The 19935-nt window shown below is 51.7% G+C and carries 17 protein-coding genes; 10 read left to right on the top strand and 7 right to left on the bottom strand.

The window, feature by feature from the left end:
- A partial coding sequence (locus C8D98_RS13785) for a hypothetical protein (RefSeq protein ID WP_207891217.1) occupies window positions 1-471 on the top strand: 471 nt, incomplete at its 5' end.
- A gap of 237 nt (window positions 472-708) precedes the next feature.
- On the opposite strand, the gene C8D98_RS00020 is transcribed toward C8D98_RS13785, so the two are convergent.
- Together C8D98_RS00020 and C8D98_RS00025 are read right to left on the bottom strand one after the other, a co-directional pair.
- On the bottom strand, window positions 709-1683 hold the full coding sequence (locus tag C8D98_RS00020) for a class II fructose-bisphosphate aldolase (protein WP_132870863.1): 975 nt from the start codon (window positions 1681-1683) through the stop codon (window positions 709-711).
- A gap of 10 nt (window positions 1684-1693) precedes the next feature.
- On the bottom strand, window positions 1694-2233 hold the full coding sequence (locus C8D98_RS00025; RefSeq protein WP_132870865.1) for a flavodoxin family protein: 540 nt from the start codon (window positions 2231-2233) through the stop codon (window positions 1694-1696).
- Between the two features lie 88 nt (window positions 2234-2321).
- On the opposite strand from C8D98_RS00025, the gene C8D98_RS00030 reads away from it, so the two are divergent.
- A complete protein-coding gene (locus C8D98_RS00030) occupies window positions 2322-4040 on the top strand; it encodes a hypothetical protein (RefSeq protein WP_132870867.1) in 1719 nt (572 codons plus the stop codon).
- Window positions 4041-4074: 34 nt separating this feature from the next.
- Here C8D98_RS00030 and C8D98_RS13665 read toward each other — a convergent pair whose 3' ends face one another.
- The 4 genes from C8D98_RS13665 to lgt form a co-directional block, all read right to left on the bottom strand.
- Window positions 4075-6972 (bottom strand): hypothetical protein, encoded by a 2898-nt coding sequence (locus tag C8D98_RS13665; protein WP_165871123.1) that lies wholly within the window; start codon window positions 6970-6972, stop codon window positions 4075-4077.
- A 163-nt stretch (window positions 6973-7135) separates the two neighbouring features.
- Entirely contained in the window at window positions 7136-7780 is a 645-nt protein-coding gene (locus C8D98_RS00040) for a FecR domain-containing protein (protein ID WP_132870869.1), read from the bottom strand.
- A 17-nt stretch (window positions 7781-7797) separates the two neighbouring features.
- Complete coding sequence (locus C8D98_RS00045; protein WP_132870871.1) at window positions 7798-9429, bottom strand: surface lipoprotein assembly modifier; 1632 nt, start codon at window positions 9427-9429, stop codon at window positions 7798-7800.
- Between the two features lie 74 nt (window positions 9430-9503).
- Window positions 9504-10445, bottom strand: coding sequence for a prolipoprotein diacylglyceryl transferase (gene lgt, locus C8D98_RS00050; RefSeq protein ID WP_132870873.1), 942 nt, complete (start codon window positions 10443-10445; stop codon window positions 9504-9506).
- A 221-nt stretch (window positions 10446-10666) separates the two neighbouring features.
- Between lgt and rpsB the strand changes: the two genes are divergently transcribed.
- The 8 genes from rpsB (at window position 10667) to C8D98_RS00090 (ending at window position 18745) form a co-directional block, all read left to right on the top strand.
- Entirely contained in the window at window positions 10667-11449 is a 783-nt protein-coding gene (gene rpsB, locus C8D98_RS00055) for a 30S ribosomal protein S2 (RefSeq protein WP_132870875.1), read from the top strand.
- A 4-nt stretch (window positions 11450-11453) separates the two neighbouring features.
- Complete coding sequence (tsf, locus tag C8D98_RS00060) at window positions 11454-12326, top strand: translation elongation factor Ts (RefSeq protein WP_132870877.1); 873 nt, start codon at window positions 11454-11456, stop codon at window positions 12324-12326.
- Between the two features lie 265 nt (window positions 12327-12591).
- Entirely contained in the window at window positions 12592-13371 is a 780-nt protein-coding gene (locus C8D98_RS00065) for a thiazole synthase (protein ID WP_132870879.1), read from the top strand.
- Window positions 13371-14486 carry a 2-iminoacetate synthase ThiH gene (thiH, locus tag C8D98_RS00070; RefSeq protein ID WP_132870881.1) on the top strand — a complete coding sequence of 372 codons (1116 nt, stop codon included), beginning with the start codon at window positions 13371-13373 and terminating at the stop codon, window positions 14484-14486. The genes C8D98_RS00065 and thiH overlap by 1 nt, the downstream gene beginning before the upstream one ends.
- Window position 14487: 1 nt before the next feature.
- Window positions 14488-14961 (top strand): methylated-DNA--[protein]-cysteine S-methyltransferase, encoded by a 474-nt coding sequence (locus tag C8D98_RS00075; protein ID WP_165871124.1) that lies wholly within the window; start codon window positions 14488-14490, stop codon window positions 14959-14961.
- Entirely contained in the window at window positions 14951-16000 is a 1050-nt protein-coding gene (gene mtnA / locus C8D98_RS00080; protein ID WP_132870885.1) for an S-methyl-5-thioribose-1-phosphate isomerase, read from the top strand. The genes C8D98_RS00075 and mtnA overlap by 11 nt, the downstream gene beginning before the upstream one ends.
- Window positions 15997-17460 carry an aldehyde ferredoxin oxidoreductase C-terminal domain-containing protein gene (locus C8D98_RS00085; protein WP_132870887.1) on the top strand — a complete coding sequence of 488 codons (1464 nt, stop codon included), beginning with the start codon at window positions 15997-15999 and terminating at the stop codon, window positions 17458-17460. Before mtnA ends, C8D98_RS00085 begins: the two co-directional genes overlap by 4 nt.
- Before the next feature lie 133 nt (window positions 17461-17593).
- Entirely contained in the window at window positions 17594-18745 is a 1152-nt protein-coding gene (locus C8D98_RS00090; protein ID WP_132870889.1) for a class II aldolase/adducin family protein, read from the top strand.
- Here the strand turns inward: C8D98_RS00090 and C8D98_RS00095 are convergent.
- Complete coding sequence (locus C8D98_RS00095; RefSeq protein ID WP_132870891.1) at window positions 18707-19855, bottom strand: molybdopterin molybdotransferase MoeA; 1149 nt, start codon at window positions 19853-19855, stop codon at window positions 18707-18709. The genes C8D98_RS00090 and C8D98_RS00095 overlap by 39 nt on opposite strands.
- Between the last annotated feature and the right edge of the window lie 80 nt (window positions 19856-19935).

Raw genomic sequence — 19935 nt, forward strand, 5'->3', positions numbered from 1 at the left:
GCCAGCGTTCGTTCTGAGCCAGGATCAAACTCTCCATCCGAACTCTGTATAAATCTTTTTATCACATATCGACCTTATTCTGTTGTCAAACATCATGGGAACCTTGCGGCTCCGGAGAATTTAAAACCCCTTTGCAGGGGAGGATTAACTTACCCGATTCCCTTTCGAAAGTCAAGAAGTTTTTTTCAACTTTCTTTTTCCTTCCGTCCGGCCTTTCGAGCTTCCCGCTCTTTCAAGCGGCTGGTGAATCTATCAAATCTGCTCACCGTTGTCAATCTCTTTTTTTTAAAATCTAACATCTTTCTTTCAAGTCCCTTTCAAAACCTTTCGGCTTTCATCGGGCTGGTGAATCTATCAAATCCGTTCACCGTTGTCAACATCTTTTTTCAACTTTTTTCTCAGGCTTTTTTCAAGTTATTCAAAACCGGATATTTCGCCTTCGGAACCAAGTCTGAAAAATCAGTTTTCTAACAACATTTTCGCCTTCCTGCTCTTTCCCGTTCAGGGTGTCGCTCTCAGGCGGAGGTGAGTTATAACCAATCCGGCAGAGTAAGTCAATCACTTATTTTACTTTTTTGCGATTATTTTTTAACAGCTACGTAAATAGCTAATAGTTAAGAAATGAGATTGCTTCGCCCATATGGGCTCGCAAAGACAAATGCATGTCTCTGCGAGGGTTAAGCCCGAAGCAGTCTCATCTTTATATTATTAAGCTCTACCTGCCGAACCGAGAACATTCTCGTTCTTGGCGGCATACATTTTAACAAGTTCCGCTCTTGCGGGTTTCAGATACTCTCTGGGATCGAACTTAGACGGGTTCTGCGCCATAAACTCCCTTATCTTGGCAGTGAATGCCAGTCGTCCGTCGGAGTCGATATTTATCTTGCAGACTGCGCTTGCGGCGGCCTTGCGAAGCTGTTCTTCGGGTATACCGACAGCATTGTCCATCTTTCCGCCGTACTGGTTGATCATTTCAACATAAGCGGGAAGGACACTGGATGCGCCGTGGAGAACTATGGGGAAACCGGGTATTCTGCGCTCACACTCCTCAAGGATATCGAAACGGAGAGGAGGAACTGATTCACCGGGCTTAACTTTGAACTTATATGCTCCGTGGGACGTACCTATAGATATGGCAAGTGAATCCACGCCTGTTCTCTCAACGAACTCAACCACCTGATCAGGGTTGGTGTACGTTGAGTGCTCTGCGGATACCTCATCCTCTATACCTGCCAGAACACCAAGCTCGCCTTCAACAGTCACATCGAACTGGCGGGCGTACTCAACCACTTTCTTTGTAAGGGCAACGTTATCCTCGAAAGAATGGTGAGAGCCGTCGATCATGACGCTGGAGAAACCGAAGTCCACGCAGCTCTTGCATGTTTCGAAGGTGTCGCCGTGGTCAAGGTGGAGAGCTATCGGTATCTCACAGCCCAGCTCTTTTGCATAGGCGACTGCGCCCATGGCCATGTAGCGGAGCATGGTTGCATTCGCATAGTCCCTTGCGCCTTTTGAAACCTGAAGGATAACAGGAGATTTCGTCTGAACACAGGCGGTGATTATCGCCTGAAGCTGTTCAAGGTTATTAAAGTTATAGGCCGGCACGGCATATTTTCCTGCCATTGCCTTTGCGAACATCTCCTTTGTGTTCACAAGCCCCAGTTCTCTGTAGCTGACTGCCATTATTCACTCCTTATATAAACATACTGAGCGACATAGATATCTCGTCCATCTTGACCCTTGCTGCGTCCGTGTTGGAGTAGCTGCATGAGGGGACAACTATGCCGTAGAATTTGAAGCCGAATATATTGCAGAAGCCTTTCATCCAGTCCAGAGTGGGCTGACCGTGGCTTCTGTTGGGAGAGCCCTGAGTGAGGATGAAGAAGAATTTCTTCGTTCCCTCAAAGGTCGGGCGGCCGCTTTTGTTCAGCAGGACATGGAACCTGTCCAGAAACATCTTCGCCGTTCCGCTGATGAAGCTGAAATAGTTGGGAGATATGAATATGATAAGGTCGCTTTTAAGAAGGGTTTCGAAAGATTCTCTGAGTCCTTCCTCCACCATTTCGGGACGGAAAGCCGGAGCTTCCCTGAATTTATTCTCGTATTCGTGTTCAAATTTCAGAGAGGACAGCTCAATGAGCCTGCTTCCTTCATACTTTTTGAACAACGCATCCGCTATAAACGCAGAATTGCCGTCGGATTTCACCGCAGCATTAAAAATAACAGTATTCATAACTTCACCCCGCTCTATTTTACCCGCAACAAAGTGCCGTTTCAACAAATAATATTGACAACACGCTATTTACATTCATAATCCGCTCATGGAAGAAATACTGAATTCAATATCCAGCGCAGGGATCAAAACCGCCCCTGAGAAACAGGCCGACATAACCGCCCTGCCCTCTTATAAGGGCAACTTCGGGTTTTACCACGTTAAGGGCGAAGACTGGGAAACAGTCATTATTAAAGGCGTGTTCAAGGACAATCTGCGCAACATAAAAGGCAAGTGCATGATCCCCGACAGGAAGATGAACGAGCTGGCACAGATGCTTTCCGATGTTGAACGCTGTCTGCGCAAACCTGCCTCAGTTCAGGTGTGTTTTGATGATGACAGCTTCTTCGTATGCGCTGCCGAAGAGGGAAGCTATACAAAGCTGGCTTATGATTCAAGGGATTTCACCATCAGATTCCCGCTGACACCCGTTGAGGAATCGCTGGGACGCTCATCCTCCATCAGCGAAAAGTACCTCTTTGCAAGGTCGCCCTTCGCATCAATGTTCGGAGAGATTCTCAGCCCCTACGCCTATTCGCTGTTCGAAGCGATGCCCGACGTCTTCTCCCCGCTCTTCATGAGTGCTGACATCAAGACCCATTCGCCGTCGGTTAAGACAATTTTCGGCAGAGTTCTCATGAATTCCAAAAATATTGAGACCATAATGTCGGCGTTTTACACCAAGCCGGATTTTTTCTATCTGAATTATCTGCCGTCAATATATAAGTCCATAAAAAAACCTGTGATGGAAGTTCCAAAAATATCTGTTCTGAAACTGGCCGAGGATGAACTTAAAAACACAATTGATGATATAGACAGGGTCACAGACAGCCTTGACGAAGCGGCTCTGTTCAACAACGAGTTTCTCGAAGTGCCTATGCTGGGCGTAATGGCCTGGGAAATTGCTGTAGCAGGTATGTGGCACGCTTTCACCGGGTTTGCAAAAGCAACCGGGCTTGGACACGAAGATGCCATGCGTCATATATATAAGACGAGAAAGGGCGGGCTACTGAGATATGAAGGAGAGATAATGCCCCGACTGGATCCGGCTTTCGAGCCTGTACGGCTTGAACCTGTTGAACTTGCCGCTGAGGATGCGGACGGGTTTTACGGCTCACTGTCGTCCATCAAGCGTCTCATGCTCTCTAAAGTGAAGTACACAGCTCTGCTTGAGCAGACGCACAAGGCGCTGGATGATGCCGACAGGGTATATCTGTCACTCTCAGGCCTTGCCTCAAAGATACGCAGTGTTCTGCTGACCACAGCAGACAGACTGGTTGAAGACAGAATGCTCACCGACAGAAACGATATCTTCCTCCTTGAACATAAGGAGATACAGAACCTCATAAACGATTCTTTCTACGGCAACATCACTTTTACCCTTAATTTCCGCAGATGGCAGGGCAGCCGTTTCGCCTCTGTCTGTCTTCCGGCGTATCTTTACGAAAAGGACGTTGAAAACTACAAAGAGATAGCGGAAAAGCAGATGAGCAAATCCCTTAATGAAAAGATCATCCCATGCATGGCTTTTTTCCATAAGGACACAGAAACGGTGAATTTTGCATGCAGGTACGGGTTTTCCATTGCGGACGTTAAAGAAGCTGTTAAGGCCGACATTGTTGTGGCCGAGTCCGCATCGGTCTTCTCATACATTGCCCAATACTGCGCCACAACGGACAAGCCGCTCTACACAGGGGCAAGATTCGCACCCCTGCTGCTCAGGGACAAAAAACTGAAAACCGGAACGGATTCACTCACAATCGTCTGAACAAAAAAGGCGGGGTTTTGCCCCGCCTCTCTTTTTATCTGAACACTATATTAATTCTGACCTTTCCGTAGACCTTTATATCCGCCGCCGCTTCAGCAGCAAGCCTTGCCGCCTCTGCCGCTGCCTGCGCCGCCGCAAGCTGTGTCGCCGCATTGGAGGATGCTGCGCTTGCGTTCGTGGCCGCCGTCATGGCCGCCTGAACAGCCGCCAGAGCGTCTGCAAGCGCCTGTGCAGCCGAATCGGATATACTCTGTGCCACAGACTCGGAATCCGCCGCCGCTGCCGCCTGTTCAGCCGCAAGAGCAGCCAGATCCGCAGCTGCCTGTGCAGATTCAACCGCTGAATTTGCCGCCTGAGCTTTAAGAACAGCCAGAGCATACGCCGAAGACGCTGCCGAAACAGAAGTCTGTGCCTGCTGGCTTGCAGTCTGCGCCGCTGCCTGAGCCGCCGCAAGATCCGTCATAACTGTTGAACCCGTCAGAACAGATGTGGCTGTGGCAAGGGACAGTGCGTCCTGTGCCGCTGTTTTTGCCGCTTCTGCCTGAGAAGCCGCAGTGCCGAGATCAGTCAGATGATCTGAAAGCTGACCGTATGCGTTTTCTGCAGCCTGCTTATGAACAACCGACTGAGCCAGAGCCGCATTTGCCGCTTCAAGAGCCGAATTTGCCGCCGCCAGTGCCGCTGCCTGAGACTCCGCTTCGGCCGCCGCAGCCTGAGCTATCGCCAGAACATCTGCCAGTGACTGCTGCGCCTGAGAGTTGTATCCGGCTGCTGTGGTCGCCGCCGATGCTGCATAATCACTCGCCTGACCTGCACTCTGAGCATCTCCTGCCGCAGTGTTTGCTGCCGTGAGCACCGACTGGGCTATCACCTGAAGCTGAGCGAACAGCTCGTGCTCCGCAGCTTTCTGTGCGGCTGTCTGAGCCGCTGACTGTGCAGTGTTCGCATAGCCGAGTGCCTGCTGAGCCGCCTGATATGCTTCCGCAGCTTTCGACGCCGCCAGTCCGGCCGCATTGCTGGCCGCTTCCGCTGCCGCTGTTGCAGCCGCCAGTGCCGCCGCTACTGCCGCCTGTGCCTGTTCAAGATGTGTTTCGGCTATTTCGAGAGCCTGCTGAGCGGCTGTTTTTGCCGCCTCTGCCGCATCTGCCGCAGAATGTGCAGCCTCCGATGCAACTTGTGTATCCGTCATGGCCTGCATTGCAAGGCCGTTTTTATAGTCTGCATAATTTGCCGCACTCGCAGCTGCTGAGAGTGCGTTGTTCACCGCTTCCATAGCTGCTGTCTGTGCTGCCGCTTCCGCAACGGCTTCATTTGCTGCAAGAACCGCCGCCTGTGCTGCTGCCTGTGCTGCCGCCTGCGCTGCCTGTGCCGCAGTTGCTTTGCTTACGGCATCAGCCGCTGCTGTTGCTGCCGCCTGAGCGACCGACTGAGCCTGTGCCGCCGCCGCCTGAACCTGAGTTGATGTGGACTGGGCAACCTGCTCGGACTGTGCCGCCGCCGCCGCTGTCGCTGCCGCCTGAGCCGCCTGCGCTGCCGCCGCTGCCGCTGCCTGAGCTGCCGCATTTGCCGCTGCAAGCTGCGCCGTTGTCTGCTGAGATGCCGCCTGTGCCGCCGCTAACGCCGCTTCCGCAGCTGTTTTGGCTGCCTGAGCATTGGCAACTCCGTCTCCTGAGGCCTGCTTCGTGGCCAGAAGCGCTGCTTCCGCAGCTGTTTTCTGAGCTGCCGCTGCTGCTGCCGCATCTGAGGACTGGGTCAGCAATGTCTGCATCTGGGTTGCCGCCGCCTGCGCCGCAGTGCTCTGCGTTGCCGCAGTCTGTGCCGCTGCCTGAGCTGCTGCCAGTGCCGCCTGGGCTGTTGCCAGTGCCTGCTCCTGAGATTGTGCCTCAGCCGCTGCCGCCTGTGCCGCTGCCAGTGCCGCCGCCGCCGCTGCCTGTGCCTGTGCGGAGGATATTCCCGCCTGAGACGCCGAGCCGGATGCGGAAGTTGAGCTTGCCTGAGTGGCCTGTGCGTTAACCGCCGCCTGTGCCGCAGATACTGCCGCTGCCTGAGCTGCCGCCTGTGCCGCCGCCGATGCTGTATACTGAGCCGCTGATGCCGCTTTCTGTGCTGCTGTCTGCGCCGCTGCTACAGCCGCCTGTGCTGCCGCCTGCGCCGCCTGCGCTTTCTGTGCTGCGGTCTGTGCAGCTGTCACTGCCGCCTGTGCCGCCGCCTGTGCCGCAGTGTTGGCCGCTTCAGCCGCCGCTTTTGCCGCCTGTGCTTCAGCTTCTGCTCTGGAGAGAGCCGTTTCGGCCTCCTGCTTTTTAACTATAGCCGCCGCCGCCTGTGCCGCTGCCAGCGCTGCCGCCTCTTGTGCCGCATCGTATGCGGCTTTTGCCTCAAGGCTGTATGTGCTTGTTGCGAGAGCTGCTTCGGCTGCCTGAGCCGCTGCTGTCTGTGCTTTCGCTTCCTGATCTTTTCTTATTGCGTCAGCCTGAGCCTGAGCAGCCGCCTGTGCCGCTGCCTGCGCTGCCGCCTGTGCCGCTGCCTGTGCTGCGGCCTGTGCCGCCGCCGCCTGTGCCGCCGCCGCTGCCTGCGCCGCCGCTGCCTGTGCCGCCGCCTGCGCTGCCGCCGCCTGTGATGCCGCCTGCGCGGCTGCCTGTGCCGCCGTGTCCGCCGCCGACTGAGCCGGCTGTCCGGCTGTACCCTGTCCGGCATTGTCCTGCTGCTGGCCTGAATCCTGTAATGACGATTCTATTCTCTGGGCAGTCTGGGACTGACCTGTATCTTCCGCCTGAGCGGCTTCATCGCTTCCGGCCTGCTGGAAAGCCGATTCCTCGCTCTGGACTGTATCGCCGCCGGAGTTGCTCTGGGCAACAGGAGGACTCGTAAATATTCTCGAATTTGTGGAGATGTCATAAACCTGCGACGGTGCTCCGGTTGAGGAGATGAACACTCCCTGTCCGGGGCCAATTGTTATTACGCCGCCTCCAAAACCTCCGCCAAGGCCTCCTCCAAGACCTCCTCCGCCAAGGCCTCCTGCACCAAGGCCGCCGCCAAGGCCGCTGCCGCTATTAAATCCTGAACCGCCTGTATTAAGAGGTGCTGTCCCGCCGCCGCTAAGAACTCCCGCAGGAGCCTGCGGTTCCGGCTGTCCGGAAGCAAAACCGGGGGGCGGTGCAACAGGAGGGGGTGGGGGGGGGCGGTGCTATAGCAAGACCACCCGGCTGAGAACCAAACGCAGGCGGGGCCACCGGTACCGGAGCAGGGGGAGGAGGAGGGAGAAGGGGAGGCCCCACAACCACCAGTCCGCTTATACATTCAACTGTAGTTCCGGTCGGATCCACCATGCCTGCGACCACGGTACCCTTAACGCCTATAACCGCATTGCTGGTCTTTATTCTGAAATCTCCGGCAACCTCGTGCATCTTCTCAACTTTGAAGAGCACTTTGCCTTTCTGTATCTCTGCATTGAATCCGTCTTTTGTTCTGTCCTGACCCAGCAGGAGCAGACGGGATTTTTCGAATACTTTTATATCGCTTCCGTCAACAAAGCTCACTTCGGCATAGCCTTTTCTTTTGGTTCTGAGGATATCGTCAAAGGAAAGATTCAGCCCCTCCTTTGCGACCTTGCCCATAACCGCCTGAGCTTTTACAACATCAACACCGCCCTTCACCACCTTTACAGTACCCGCAACGGATGCCGCAAAGACCTGAGAGCTCACCATCATAACCGCAACAAATAACGCCGTAATCCTTTTCATGGCACACCTTCAGGAGATCAGTAAGTATAGCTTATGCCGATGTCGAACACTGTCTTGTCATAGGTGTATTCATCGACATTGGAGTTGACATCGGAGTAGGTCACTCCGCCGCTGACGAACATTGAGTTCGTAAGCCTGTATATTCCTTTAAGACCGAGGTTCCAAGCCTTGTCCTCACGGATTATGGCAAGTCCGGGTCTGTTTCTGTCGTCTATCGCCGAGTTATAGAAATCTGAATAGGTATAGTCGGCGCTCACGCTGAGAGTGAATGATTTTGTGAGTGCAGCCAGAGTTCCCACGGATAAAGTATATGCCGTGTTGTCCTTGTCTTCGCCGTCGGTATTTTCAACATCAACACCAAGCCCTAGTGAAACAATGTACTTGTCCGCCAGCGTTCTGGAGAGTTCGCCGGAAATGCCGTACACGTATCCGTCCTTGTCGGCTCTGGGGTCGGGCGAGGCGACATAGCTTCGCTTTTCAAACTTAACGGGAACGTTAAGGCCGTATTCGCCCAGCTTCAGGTTTGAGGCCAGTTCGGCTCCGAAGCTCTCATAATATTTGCTGTTTCCCAGAGAGAGTATCCCTGCGGTAAGTTTCGGGGTGAAAGATGCTGTATCCGTACTGCGGGTGAACTGGACATATGCCTTGTGCATCTCCAGGTCGAAGGAGCTTAAACCTTTTTTCATATTGAAAGACCTGTAGTTCATCAGACCTGCTGAGAACTTGTCCGCCCACAGAGGATAGAGATTGTATTTCGCATCAAGAACCATCGCCGTCCTGAAACTGGATACGCCGGAGGAGCCTATATCCTCGTTCTCCGATCTCACGTTGTCGTCATACTCCTCGGTCAGTCCGGCATAGATGCTGAAAGGACGCTGATAGGATCTGACCTTTTCCAGCTTTTCCTTTGCATCCCCTGCGGCTGTCTCACCCTTAAAGTTTGCTACCGCTTCATAAACACACTGGAACCTGCCGCTGATGAGGCATATATCCGCTATAAGCGACTGAGCCTGAGTGTATCTCTCGGCGTCCGCCGGAGAAACCATTCTGAAATTTGCCAGTGCGCCTGAGAAATCACCTTTTCTGTAGAGCAGCTTGCCCTTTCTGGAGTAATATCCGTCCTCTTTCGGGGCTTTTTCAAGTTCTGCTTCCGCTCTGTCCAGATCGTTCATGGACATATAGATATCAACAAGGGTCAGCCTCATGCTGACATCGCCTGTTTTGTCGGTGTAAGCCGTTATATCCGCAAGGGCGCCGTTCATGTCGCCGATGTTAAAATAGGCGAGGCCTCTGAACTTAAGGAGTACCGGATCGGTGTTGCCCTTGTTTATCTGAGTGTTTGTAACATAGACTATTTCGTCGTATTCCTGATTTTCCAGCATCAGGGTCAGGCCAAGAAAACCCTCTTTGGGCTGATTATTTTCAAAAAAGCATATGGATCTGTAGATACTGCCGGATATGCCTTCGGATGCGGAAAGAGCCTTCAGCTCGCTCTCCATTGACCTGCACTTTCCGGCCTTTATGGCATCAAATACCTTTTGATAAGCACTGTTGTAGTCCCCTATGACAGGATAGTCATAAGCATTGACCACGGCAGGGCAAAAAGCGGCAGCCATCATCAGCCCTGCGGTGAACACAAATCGACGCATAACGTCTCCTCCTGAAAAAAATTCCTATCTTCCCGTATAAGATGCTACCACATTTTTAGCGATTATTTGCGGTTTTAAGCACTTTTCAGCATTTTTTTGCGGTTAATTATCACCACACCCACAATAACCATCACAATACTAATGATATGCGGTGCACGGAGATATCCTACCATAAGGTCGTCGGCTCTGAAAAACGTCACGAAAGCCCTTATCAGACCGTAGAATATCAGATAGTAACCGAGCAGACGTCCGGTTCCTATGTTTTCGGATTTTCGCCACATTATATATAATGGAACAAAACAGATGAAATTAAGCAGCATTTCATAGATGAACGTCGGATGCACGGGAAGCGCACCGAAGTCGGCATATGCGGGCGTTCGGGGATAATTTCCGAAGCTCATTCCCCACGGAACGTATTCTTTGAGGGTATATACCTTATTGTCGAAAGTCACCTGCGCAGGCAGTTTGCTCATCAACCCCGAAATACTCTCGGGCGTGGGGCTTAAGCCCGTCTGGGAGCAGACGGCTGACCAGAACTCTTTGAACCTGTTCTCAACTCCGAATATCACAGACAGAGGAACCACAGTCGGCACGCCGTGCGCCTCGCCGTTTGCAAGGTTTCCTATACGCCCGATACACTGACCGAACATAAGCCAGGGAACCATGCTGTCTGCCAGGCCTATGAAACTGGCCTTCTTGAACTTCGTGAAGAAATAAAGACCGATGAGTGCGCCTATGATTCCGCCGTGGATGGCGAGGCCGCCATGCCATATGGCTATCATTTCAAAGAAATTACCGTTGTAGTAGTCCCAGCGGAGCGCAACATAATACATACGGGCGCCGATTATGCCCGACATAAAACATATAATGACGGCATTCTCCATATCCGTGGGCTTAAGGTTAAGCCTGTCGGCCTTCCGCTTTACCATGAAAATGCCCACAAGAAGAGCAGCGATATACATAAGGCTGTATACCCTTAAGTCAAAAGGACCTATTTTGAAAAGACTCGGAAACATACTTTCCCCCTTTATGTGCAGATCTCATAATAAACAGTACCGTACATTTTTACAAATCAAAAAAAACTTGCTTTTTTGTATGCCGCCTGATATAAAGAACACCCATTTTGCACGCCCGTATAGCGTATAAAATCGCCGAGTGCCCGAAATCCTTTCGGGTGGCGGTTTTGCGGGGCGCAAGAATAACAAATTGCGAGACCTGAGGTCTCCGGGAGAAATTAATGTCCTATATTTCAATGAAAAGCCTGCTTGAGGCAGGTGTTCACTTCGGACACCAGACAAAACGCTGGAACCCGAAAATGTCCAAATACGTCTTCGGCGCAAGAAACGGTATCTACATTCTTGACCTTCAGAAGACTGTTCAGTGCTTCAACACTGCATACGAATTTGCAAGAGACGCAGCTCGTCAGGGCAGCAACTTCCTTTTCGTAGGAACAAAGAAACAGGCTCAGGAAGCCATCAAACAGGCCGCTGAAAAATGCAACGCTCATTACATGAACGAGCGCTGGCTCGGCGGTACTCTTACAAACTTCCAGACTATCCGCACAAGAGTGGCAAGACTGAAAGAACTTGAAGAGATGTTCGAAACAGGCTTCGTTAACAAATACACCAAAAAAGAAGTTTCCAAACTCAGAAAAGAGCTTGATAAACTCACTAAGAACCTCGGCGGTATCAAAGACATGCAGTCTATCCCCGATGTTATGTTCATCATCGACATCAAAATGGAGCAGAACGCTGTAGCCGAAGCTCACAAACTTGACATCCCGATAATAGCTATCGTGGATACAAACTGTGACCCCGATCAGGTTGATATGCCCATTCCCGGAAACGACGACGCTATCCGTGCTTGCCAGCTTATCGCAGGCCGCATAGCTGATGCCATCATCGAAGGCAGACAGATACTCGACGAAGAGAACATCGGTCAGGCTGAAGAGGACGGCGGCGAGGATATCCCCGTTGACCAGCTGCTTGCAGATATCCCCGTGGACAAGGAAGAGGAGTAATCAAATGGCAGAAATCACAGCTGCACTCGTAAAAGAACTTCGCGAAAAAACAGGAGCAGGAATGCTCGACTGCAAAAAGGCACTGTCAGAAGCTGACGGCGACCTTGACGGCGCAATAGAATATCTCCGCAAAAAAGGCCTTGCCGCTGCGGCTAAAAAAGCTGACAGAATTGCGGCCGAAGGTATCGTTGCTGCCACAGTTAAAGACGGCGTCGGCGTTATCATTGAAGTTAACTCCGAAACCGACTTCGTTGCCAAAAACGATAACTTCACAGCTTATGCTGCGGAGATGGCTGAACTGGTTGCAGATGCAAACCCCGCAGACATCGATGCTTTCATGGCTGTTACAGCTAAAAACGGCGAAACTGTTGAAGCATACCTCAACAGCATGGTCGCTAAAATCGGCGAAAAACTCAGCATCAGACGTTTCGCTCGTCTCGACGGCGGCACCGTGGCTACATACATCCACGGCGGCGGCAAGATAGGCGTTGTTGTTAAACTGGAAGGCGGCTCAACTGAGCTTGCTAAAGACATCTGCCTGCACATCGCTGCAAGCAACCCCAAATATCTTGATTCCAGCTTCGTTGACGCTGCTTTCGTTGAGAAAGAAAAAGAGATCTACACTGCGAAACTGCAGGAACAGGGCAAACCCGAAAACATGATCCCCAAGATCGTTGAAGGTCAGGTGGCTAAACTTCTGAAAGAAGTTTGCCTCGTAAGCCAGCCTTTCGTTAAAGATCCCGACACAACAATCGAAAAACTGGTTGCCGCTAACGGCGCAAAGATCGTTACATACACCAGATTCGAACTTGGAGAAGGCATCGAAAAAAAGCAGGAGAACTTTGTGGAAGAGGTCATGAAGCAGATCCAGAAATAAGGGTCTGCATGACTGCCGCACTGGGCATTCTGTCGAAATTGAAATAATCAAAGCCGGAGTTTTGCTCCGGCTTTTTTTATCCGCATCATACGCCCGTCACTCTGAGCATTAGCGAAGAGTCTCTGATTTAGCTGTTTCAAAGATGATGACACGGTAAAAGAAATTGACTTTTTCCTGTCTGATATTATTATATTTCTTGCCTACCCCAAACTTAAGACCCACTGGCAAGGGTCTTACAATCTTATCCAACAATCGGAGTACAGTCATGTTCAAAAATGAACTTGTTATCGCTGGACGAACGTTCAGAAGCAGACTCATGGTAGGCACAGGCAAATTTCCCAATGCAAAAGTGATGGCGGATGCCATTGAGGCGAGCGGTGCGGAGATAGTCACCGTTGCTCTTCGCCGTGTGGATATAAACAATCCTCAGGATGATATCCTGAAACAAATAGACCCTTCAAAATACCTTCTGCTTCCCAACACATCCGGCGCAAGGGATGCCGCAGAAGCCGTTCGCCTCGCCCGCATAGCCCGTGCCGCAGGATGCGAACCCTGGATAAAGCTGGAGGTCACTCCCGACCCCTATTATCTTCTGCCCGACCCCATCGAAACCTTTAAAGCCGCACAGATACTTGTCAAAGAAGGCTTCAAGGTTCTGCCCTACATAAACGCTGACCCAGTTCTCTGCAAGCGTCTGGAGGAGATAGGCACTGTCACCGTTATGCCCCTCGGAGCACCCATAGGCAGCAACAAAGGGATAAAGACCATCGATAACCTGCGCATAATCATTGAACAGGCAAAGGTGCCGGTGGTCGTTGATGCGGGTATAGGCGCACCCTCCCATGCCGCTCTGGCAATTGAGATGGGAGCCGACAGCGTTCTGGTGAACACTGCCATTGCCACCGCAAAAGACCCCGTTATGATGGCGCAGTCATTTAAACTGGGCGTTGAAGCCGCAGTTACAGCCCGTGCCGCAGGCATGCCCGGCACCCGAGACCACGCTGAGGCATCAAGCCCCCTCACAGGATTCTTAAGGAACGAATAATGAGTTTTGAACAGGAACTTGATCAATATAATTTTAACGATACCAGAGACTATATCCACTCACGCACTGCGGCGGACGTCGAGTTTGCCCTCGGACGTGACAGACTGGACGAAGAGGACTTTGCGGCTCTTCTCTCCCCTGCGGCTCTCCCCTATCTGGAGGAGATGGCGCAGAAGGCATACCGCATAACAGTTCAGCGTTTCGGCAAGACAATAAAGATATACGCACCGCTCTATCTCTCCAACGAGTGCTCAAACTCCTGCCGTTATTGCGGTTTCAACCGTCATAACGAGATCCCCAGAGTGATACTCACCGATGAGCAGATAAAGCAGGAAGCGGAGATAATCCACAACATGGGCATCCGCCACGTACTTCTGGTGACAGGTGAATCCCCTGTTAAGGTCGGGACGGACTATCTCATAAACTCAGTAAACCTCATGAAGGACAAGTTCAGCTCTGTCTGCATAGAGGTCTACCCCATGTCGGTGGAAGATTATACCCTGATGTATAAGAACGGTGTCGACGGCCTCACCATGTTTCAGGAGACCTACAACCGTGAAAAATATGCCGACGTGCACCCCGCAGGAAAGAAAAGGGATTTCGGCTGGAGGCTCGGCGGCCCAGAGCGTGGAGCCGAGGCGGGTTTCCGCACAATAGGAATGGGCGCACTAATGGGACTGGAAGAGTTCCGCACCGATCAGTTCTTTCTGGGACTGCACTCCAGATACATAATGAAAAATCACTGGAAGACACACGTCTCCATCTCTTTCCCCAGAATACGCAAGGCATCGGGCAATTTCAAGCCCTTCGAAATAGTCGACGACGTCGGCTATGTTCAGATGATCCTTGCCCACAGGCTGTTTCAGCATGATCTGGGAATAAACGTTTCCACAAGGGAATCCGCTGAGTTTCGTGACAGACTGCTTAAGCTGGGAGTCACACACATGAGTGCCGGATCGAAAACAGAGCCCGGCGGCTACGCAAAAGAGCACGACGGAAAACAGTTTCAGGTGGAGGACACAAGGACTGTAGCGGAATTTTGTGATATGATCCGTAATAACGGATATGATCCCGTCCTCAAGGACTGGGACACATATTTCCTTAACGGAGAATAAGATGCAGTTCTGGGACAGTGTAAGATGCTCAGCGGGTTACGACCTTTTCATAACCTTTGACGAAGACAGAGTCTATGACATAGCATCTTCACGCCCCGACACACTTGCGAAAAAGCCCCTTGCGGAAAGGTTCCTCTATATGGCAGAATACCTGAAAGACTGCTCCAAACAGCCTATGCTGATAGAAGCTCTGGATGACCTTGATTTCTCGTGGACGACACCATTCTCGCTGTCTGTCTACCGTGCTCTGGCATTGATACCCTTCGGGGTGACAGTTACATACGGAGAGCTGGCACAGCTTGCCGGACATCCGGATGCGTTCAGGGCGGTTGGAACCGCAATGTCAAAAAACAGGTTTCTCATCATAGTTCCCTGCCACCGTGTTCTGGCGGCGGGAGGAAAGATAGGCGGATTTTCCAGCGGTCTGGATATGAAAAGGGCACTGCTGAAAGCCGAGGGACACAATGAGTTTTGAATCGCTTCCGTACACATTAAGATGGGTTGAGGACATCCTTTATGTCATCGACCAGACCAAGCTTCCGGAACAGTTCATCGAAGTGCCCCTGCGCAACATCGACGACGTATACGTCGCCATAAAGACCCTTCAGGTTCGCGGAGCACCCGCAATAGGTGTCGCCGGAGCATACGGACTCTGCATCTGCGCCCAGAAATATCTTAACGATTCCCCCAACATGTTCATGCAGAACCTAGGAAACGATGCGAAATATCTCAACTCCGCACGCCCCACCGCAGTAAACCTCAGCTGGGCCATAAAGCGTGTCATGAAAAGACTGTACGGTTGCGTCCAGTTCACCACCGAACAGATGTACGGCGAGATACTGGATGAAGCCACAAAGATACATCAGGAAGATCTGATAACCTGCCGCCAGATAGGCGAGCACGGCAGAGACCTCATTCAGGAAGGATTCGGCATACTGACCCACTGCAATGCAGGCTCGCTGGCAACATCTCGTCTCGGCACGGCCACTGCGCCCATGTATCTGGCACAGGAGCAGAAAAAACGTTTCAAGGTCTACGCCGACGAAACACGCCCCCTGTGTCAGGGTTCAAAACTCACCGCATGGGAGCTCCAGCGGGCAGGTATCGACGTCACCCTGATATGCGATGACATGGCCGCCTCGGTGATGGCTTCCGGCAGGATTCAGCTTGTGATAGTCGGAGCGGACAGGGTTGCCGCAAACGGCGACACTGCAAACAAGATAGGCACGCTTGGAGTGGCCATCATGGCGAAACATTTCGGTATTCCTTTCTATGTGGCAATACCTACCTCCACGTTAGACATCCAGTCCGCCTGCGGACACGATATAGAGATCGAGCAGAGGGGCAAGGACGAGGTCTGCTTCTTCGGCGAAAAGCGTACCGCTCCCGTTGACATTCAGGTGCTTAACCCCGCTTTCGATGTTACGCCGTCATACCTCGTGACAGGTTTCATAACAGAAAAGGGCATCGTTAAACCGCCCTATGAAAAGAATCTGAAAGCAATTCTGAAATGAGCCCCCACACCGGAAAGATACTCTCCGTCTGCCTCAGTTCACGCACATGGGACATAATCTGTCCGGACGATTCCGTATATGAAACATATCTCGGCGGCAGAGGACTCTGCGGCTGGCTCCTTTCCAAATATTTCTACAACGATCCCATAATCTTCTGCACAGGGCCGCTGACCGGTTCCGGATATCAGACCACCGCCAGATGTGCCGTTATGCATAAAGACACCATGACGGGAGGGCTTTTCCGTTCGGATTTCGGCGGAAAATTCGCAACCTCCCTTAAAAAGGCGGGATACGACGGTCTTCTGATAAAGGGTAAATCATCCGACGCTGTTCATCTGGTGATAGGCGAAACCGTATCGTTTGAGGAAAAAGCCCCCGAAGGCTTTTCCACCGTTAAGGCCGGAGCGAACAGGGATATCCTCTACTGCGGGATTATTGCAGACGGTTTTTTCAAAACCCACAGAGGTTCCACCGGAACCCTGATGCACTCAATGAATCTCCTGTCGGTGTCGGTAAAGACTGCCGATGAACCCGAAGCTCCGCACACGGGCGCATACGAGGACATCGAAAGACTTATAAATGCCTCTCCCTCCCTGACGGGCAGACTGGGCATCGGCCGTTTCGGAACTGCGGCCCTCTACGACCTAGCCCACGCAAGGGATCTTTTACCCAGCGGCTTTTTCGGACTGCCGAAGCCAGACGCTAAACATAACGCAGGCGCATTCGGAGAGACGGAATCCGTCTCATGCGGTTCATGCACCATAGCCTGCCGCAAAAAGAAGAACGGACTGCGCATACCAGAATACGATGAAATGGCAATGCTGTTAAGCATCGGCGTACCGTTTGAAAAAATCACCGAAATTTACAATCACTGCCTGAACGAAGGCATCGACATGATAACCGCCTGCCACTGCATCGCAGAGAGCGGCACAAAAATTCCTGCGGCAGAACTGCTGAAGAACCTGCCGAAAGAGTTCGGGCAGGGAATATCAAAGCTCTCCGTCAAAGGGGTTCCTCTGCCGTCGTTTGCTCCTCAGGGCGCACAGGGAACGGCACTGGGCTATGCGACCTCACCAAACGGAGCCGACTGGACAACCGCAATGGCCATCACCCACGAAATTCTCAGAAAGCCTGTGCCCACCGACAGACACACAGCCATGGGCAAGGCTGTGATAAATGTTGCATACGAAAATGCCAAGGCGGCGGCGGATTCTCTGCCGGTCTGCCGATACGCTCTCTTCTCTGTCTCGCTGGAGGAGTTTGCGAAAACTCTGGACACCACAGCGGCACGTCTTTCGGAGTGCGGAAATACGATTTTCATGAACGAAACAGAGCTGATCCGCCGCATGGGTTTCACACCCGCGGACGACCGTCTGCCGGAAGGACTGCTTACCCCTCAGCAGCAGGCGGAGTTTGATGCGGAACTTAAAAAATATCACAGAATAAGGGGGATCTTATGATTTGCCCTCTTGAAACATATAACCTTTCTTTTCCCGATTCTGAACCTCCCTTTGACAAAGGGAGGCAGGAGGGATTTACATTCGTTATTAAGAAAATCCACCCCAACCCTCCTTTGTTAAAGGAGGGAGAGATATGATGAATCTCTTCCATAAATATCTGGGAAAACTGAAAAACCAGAAATTATCCGACAAAGCCTGTTACATCGTAACAGAAGATACGGTATCGGTTTACGGCTGTGAAGCAGATGCAGAGCTTTTAAGAGCCGCAGAGCTTCTGAAAACTCCCTGTCTGCTCTTTGTAAAGCCCTCAGAACCCTTTATGACAGCCCTGAACGAAGCGGCAAAGGGCGGAGAGTTCGCCCCGAACGATTCCGAGACCAGAACTTTTCTGCATACGGTACCTGTCATTGACGGGCTGAATGCTGACGAAATATCCAATGCTCTGAGGCGGCGAAAGGCTGTCTTTGTGCGAGAACGTGGAATAGTTACCTCGGCGGCGTTCGGAGCGGAACAGGCCTTCATATTCGCAAGCTCTGTGATTTTCAGCGGATTCGTGAAGTATTTTGCTGATGCAGGCGAAGCCGCACTGCTCAAAAAACCTTACGACAGAGCACTTACAGCCTCACTGATAAAACAGTACATAGAAAAATTTCCTGCCCGATCTCTGCCGGAACTGAACAAAGATATTTTCCGCACCGACGGAACCATAATGAACGCAATGGTTCAGGCGGCGAAGGTCACTGTGGATATGGGGCTGGTGGATTCATTTTTCGGAAATATATCGGCGTTCAGCGAAAATAACATTTATATAAGCCGCACGGGGAGCAGTCTGGACGAACTTGAGGGCGAAATAGACGTATGCCCCATGGACGAATCCTCATGCACAGGACTGACAGCATCCAGCGAACTTGCGTCACACCGCAGAATATACGAGCTGACCGGCAACAGGGTCATTCTGCATGCGCACCCACGCTTTTCGGTGATAATGTCCATGCTGTGCGCAGACGAATGCGAAAACAGAGGCAGATGCCACTATGCATGCACAAAAAAAAGATTCATAGGGGATATGCCCGTTGTTGCGGGCGAGGTCGGCAACGGTCCCAGAGCAATGGTGAACACCCTGCCCCCTGAAATGAAAGATAACGAACGTGTTACGGTATACGGACACGGCGTTTTCACCGTGTCCGCAGATGATTTCAACAAAGCTCTCAGGCTTCTCACCGAAGCGGAAGCGAAAGCACTGGAGTTATATCAGCATCTTGCTTGCCAGCCACACGTCGACTAATTCGCCTTCGTGCATCATCTCAGCCTCTTCGCTGATAACAGAAACACAGGGAAAACCCACTCCGCCCTGATCGACGATTGCGTGTCCGTCTTCGCTGAATCTGAGCCATGTTCTGACAAGTTTTGAAAATCCTTTCTTTTTCTTCATGGTGAATCCGCTGACAGCCTTTATGCAGCCTGTCTTAAGACCGTGCCATTTACGGATGGCCTGCACCAGAAACACCTCGGAACAGGCTATCGCCGCCGCAGGTGAACCGGGGAACATGAAGAGGGGTCTTCCGCCCAGCAGTCCGAAACGGAATGTTTTTCCGGGGCCTATGCGCACTCCCTCAACGGGAATTTCGCCGCCTGCCTCAAGGACTGTGAGTTTCAGCAGGTCATATCTTGAGAAACCTGTTCCGCCGAAAGTTATGACCATATCACATTCCAGAGCGGCCTGTTTCATTGTTTTCGACAGCTCGCCCTCGTCGTCCGGCACAACGCCGAAATATTTCATATCAACATCAAAAATGCGCAGAAGACCGGCCATGTGATAGAAGTTGCTGTTCACTGTGCCGGGTTTCGTAAAGTCCTCTGTCAGCTCTGAGCCGGTGGAGATAACCCCAACCAGAGGAGCCTTTGCACAAGGCAGAGAGGGAATACGCATGCTTGCGAATATTTCCATCATTCTGATGTCCACACGCATGCCTTTACGGGCGATCACATCCCCTTTTCTTATATCGCTGCCCGCATGGGTGATATGCTTCTTTCTGTCCTCACCCTGATGGTAAGTGACGTTTTCACCGCTTCTGTGGGCATTTTCAAAGGGCACAACGAACTCTGTGTTCGAAGGAACCTTCGCACCTGTGGCAACACGGACGCATTCGCCCTTGCCCAGAGGTTTTTCATAGGAATCGGCCGCAGAGATCTCATTGACCACAAGACATGCGCCTTCGCTTCCCTGTCCGACAGCATAGCCGTCCATACGGGAAACATCCGCCTCGGGGTAGTCATGTTCCGCAACCACATCCGCCGCAAGCACCCGCCCGGCCGCAGCTATCAGGGGCACTTCTTCCGACTTTGCGTCGGGGATCAAAGATATTATTGTTTTAAATGCTTCTTCAAGTTTCATAGATCAATAATAATACATTTTGCGGGATTATAAAAGAGAGTTAGGAATAAACCTGTATTTTTTTGCTCCCGTCATATAAT

The organism is Seleniivibrio woodruffii (genome assembly GCF_004339245.1).
Taxonomy (GTDB): Bacteria; Chrysiogenota; Deferribacteres; order Deferribacterales; family Geovibrionaceae; genus Seleniivibrio; species Seleniivibrio woodruffii.

What these genes read in the sequence shown, in the direction of transcription:
- C8D98_RS00020 (WP_132870863.1), bottom strand. Translation starts at nt 1,683, where the DNA reads ATGGCAGTCAGCTACAGAGAACTGGGGCTTGTGAACACAAAGGAGATG.
- C8D98_RS00025 (WP_132870865.1), bottom strand. Translation starts at nt 2,233, where the DNA reads ATGAATACTGTTATTTTTAATGCTGCGGTGAAATCCGACGGCAATTCT.
- C8D98_RS00030 (WP_132870867.1), top strand. Translation starts at nt 2,322, where the DNA reads ATGGAAGAAATACTGAATTCAATATCCAGCGCAGGGATCAAAACCGCC.
- C8D98_RS00040 (WP_132870869.1), bottom strand. Translation starts at nt 7,780, where the DNA reads ATGAAAAGGATTACGGCGTTATTTGTTGCGGTTATGATGGTGAGCTCT.
- C8D98_RS00045 (WP_132870871.1), bottom strand. Translation starts at nt 9,429, where the DNA reads ATGCGTCGATTTGTGTTCACCGCAGGGCTGATGATGGCTGCCGCTTTT.
- lgt (WP_132870873.1), bottom strand. Translation starts at nt 10,445, where the DNA reads ATGTTTCCGAGTCTTTTCAAAATAGGTCCTTTTGACTTAAGGGTATAC.
- rpsB (WP_132870875.1), top strand. Translation starts at nt 10,667, where the DNA reads ATGTCCTATATTTCAATGAAAAGCCTGCTTGAGGCAGGTGTTCACTTC.
- tsf (WP_132870877.1), top strand. Translation starts at nt 11,454, where the DNA reads ATGGCAGAAATCACAGCTGCACTCGTAAAAGAACTTCGCGAAAAAACA.
- C8D98_RS00065 (WP_132870879.1), top strand. Translation starts at nt 12,592, where the DNA reads ATGTTCAAAAATGAACTTGTTATCGCTGGACGAACGTTCAGAAGCAGA.
- thiH (WP_132870881.1), top strand. Translation starts at nt 13,371, where the DNA reads ATGAGTTTTGAACAGGAACTTGATCAATATAATTTTAACGATACCAGA.
- C8D98_RS00075 (WP_165871124.1), top strand. Translation starts at nt 14,488, where the DNA reads ATGCAGTTCTGGGACAGTGTAAGATGCTCAGCGGGTTACGACCTTTTC.
- mtnA (WP_132870885.1), top strand. Translation starts at nt 14,951, where the DNA reads ATGAGTTTTGAATCGCTTCCGTACACATTAAGATGGGTTGAGGACATC.
- C8D98_RS00085 (WP_132870887.1), top strand. Translation starts at nt 15,997, where the DNA reads ATGAGCCCCCACACCGGAAAGATACTCTCCGTCTGCCTCAGTTCACGC.
- C8D98_RS00090 (WP_132870889.1), top strand. Translation starts at nt 17,594, where the DNA reads ATGATGAATCTCTTCCATAAATATCTGGGAAAACTGAAAAACCAGAAA.
- C8D98_RS00095 (WP_132870891.1), bottom strand. Translation starts at nt 19,855, where the DNA reads ATGAAACTTGAAGAAGCATTTAAAACAATAATATCTTTGATCCCCGAC.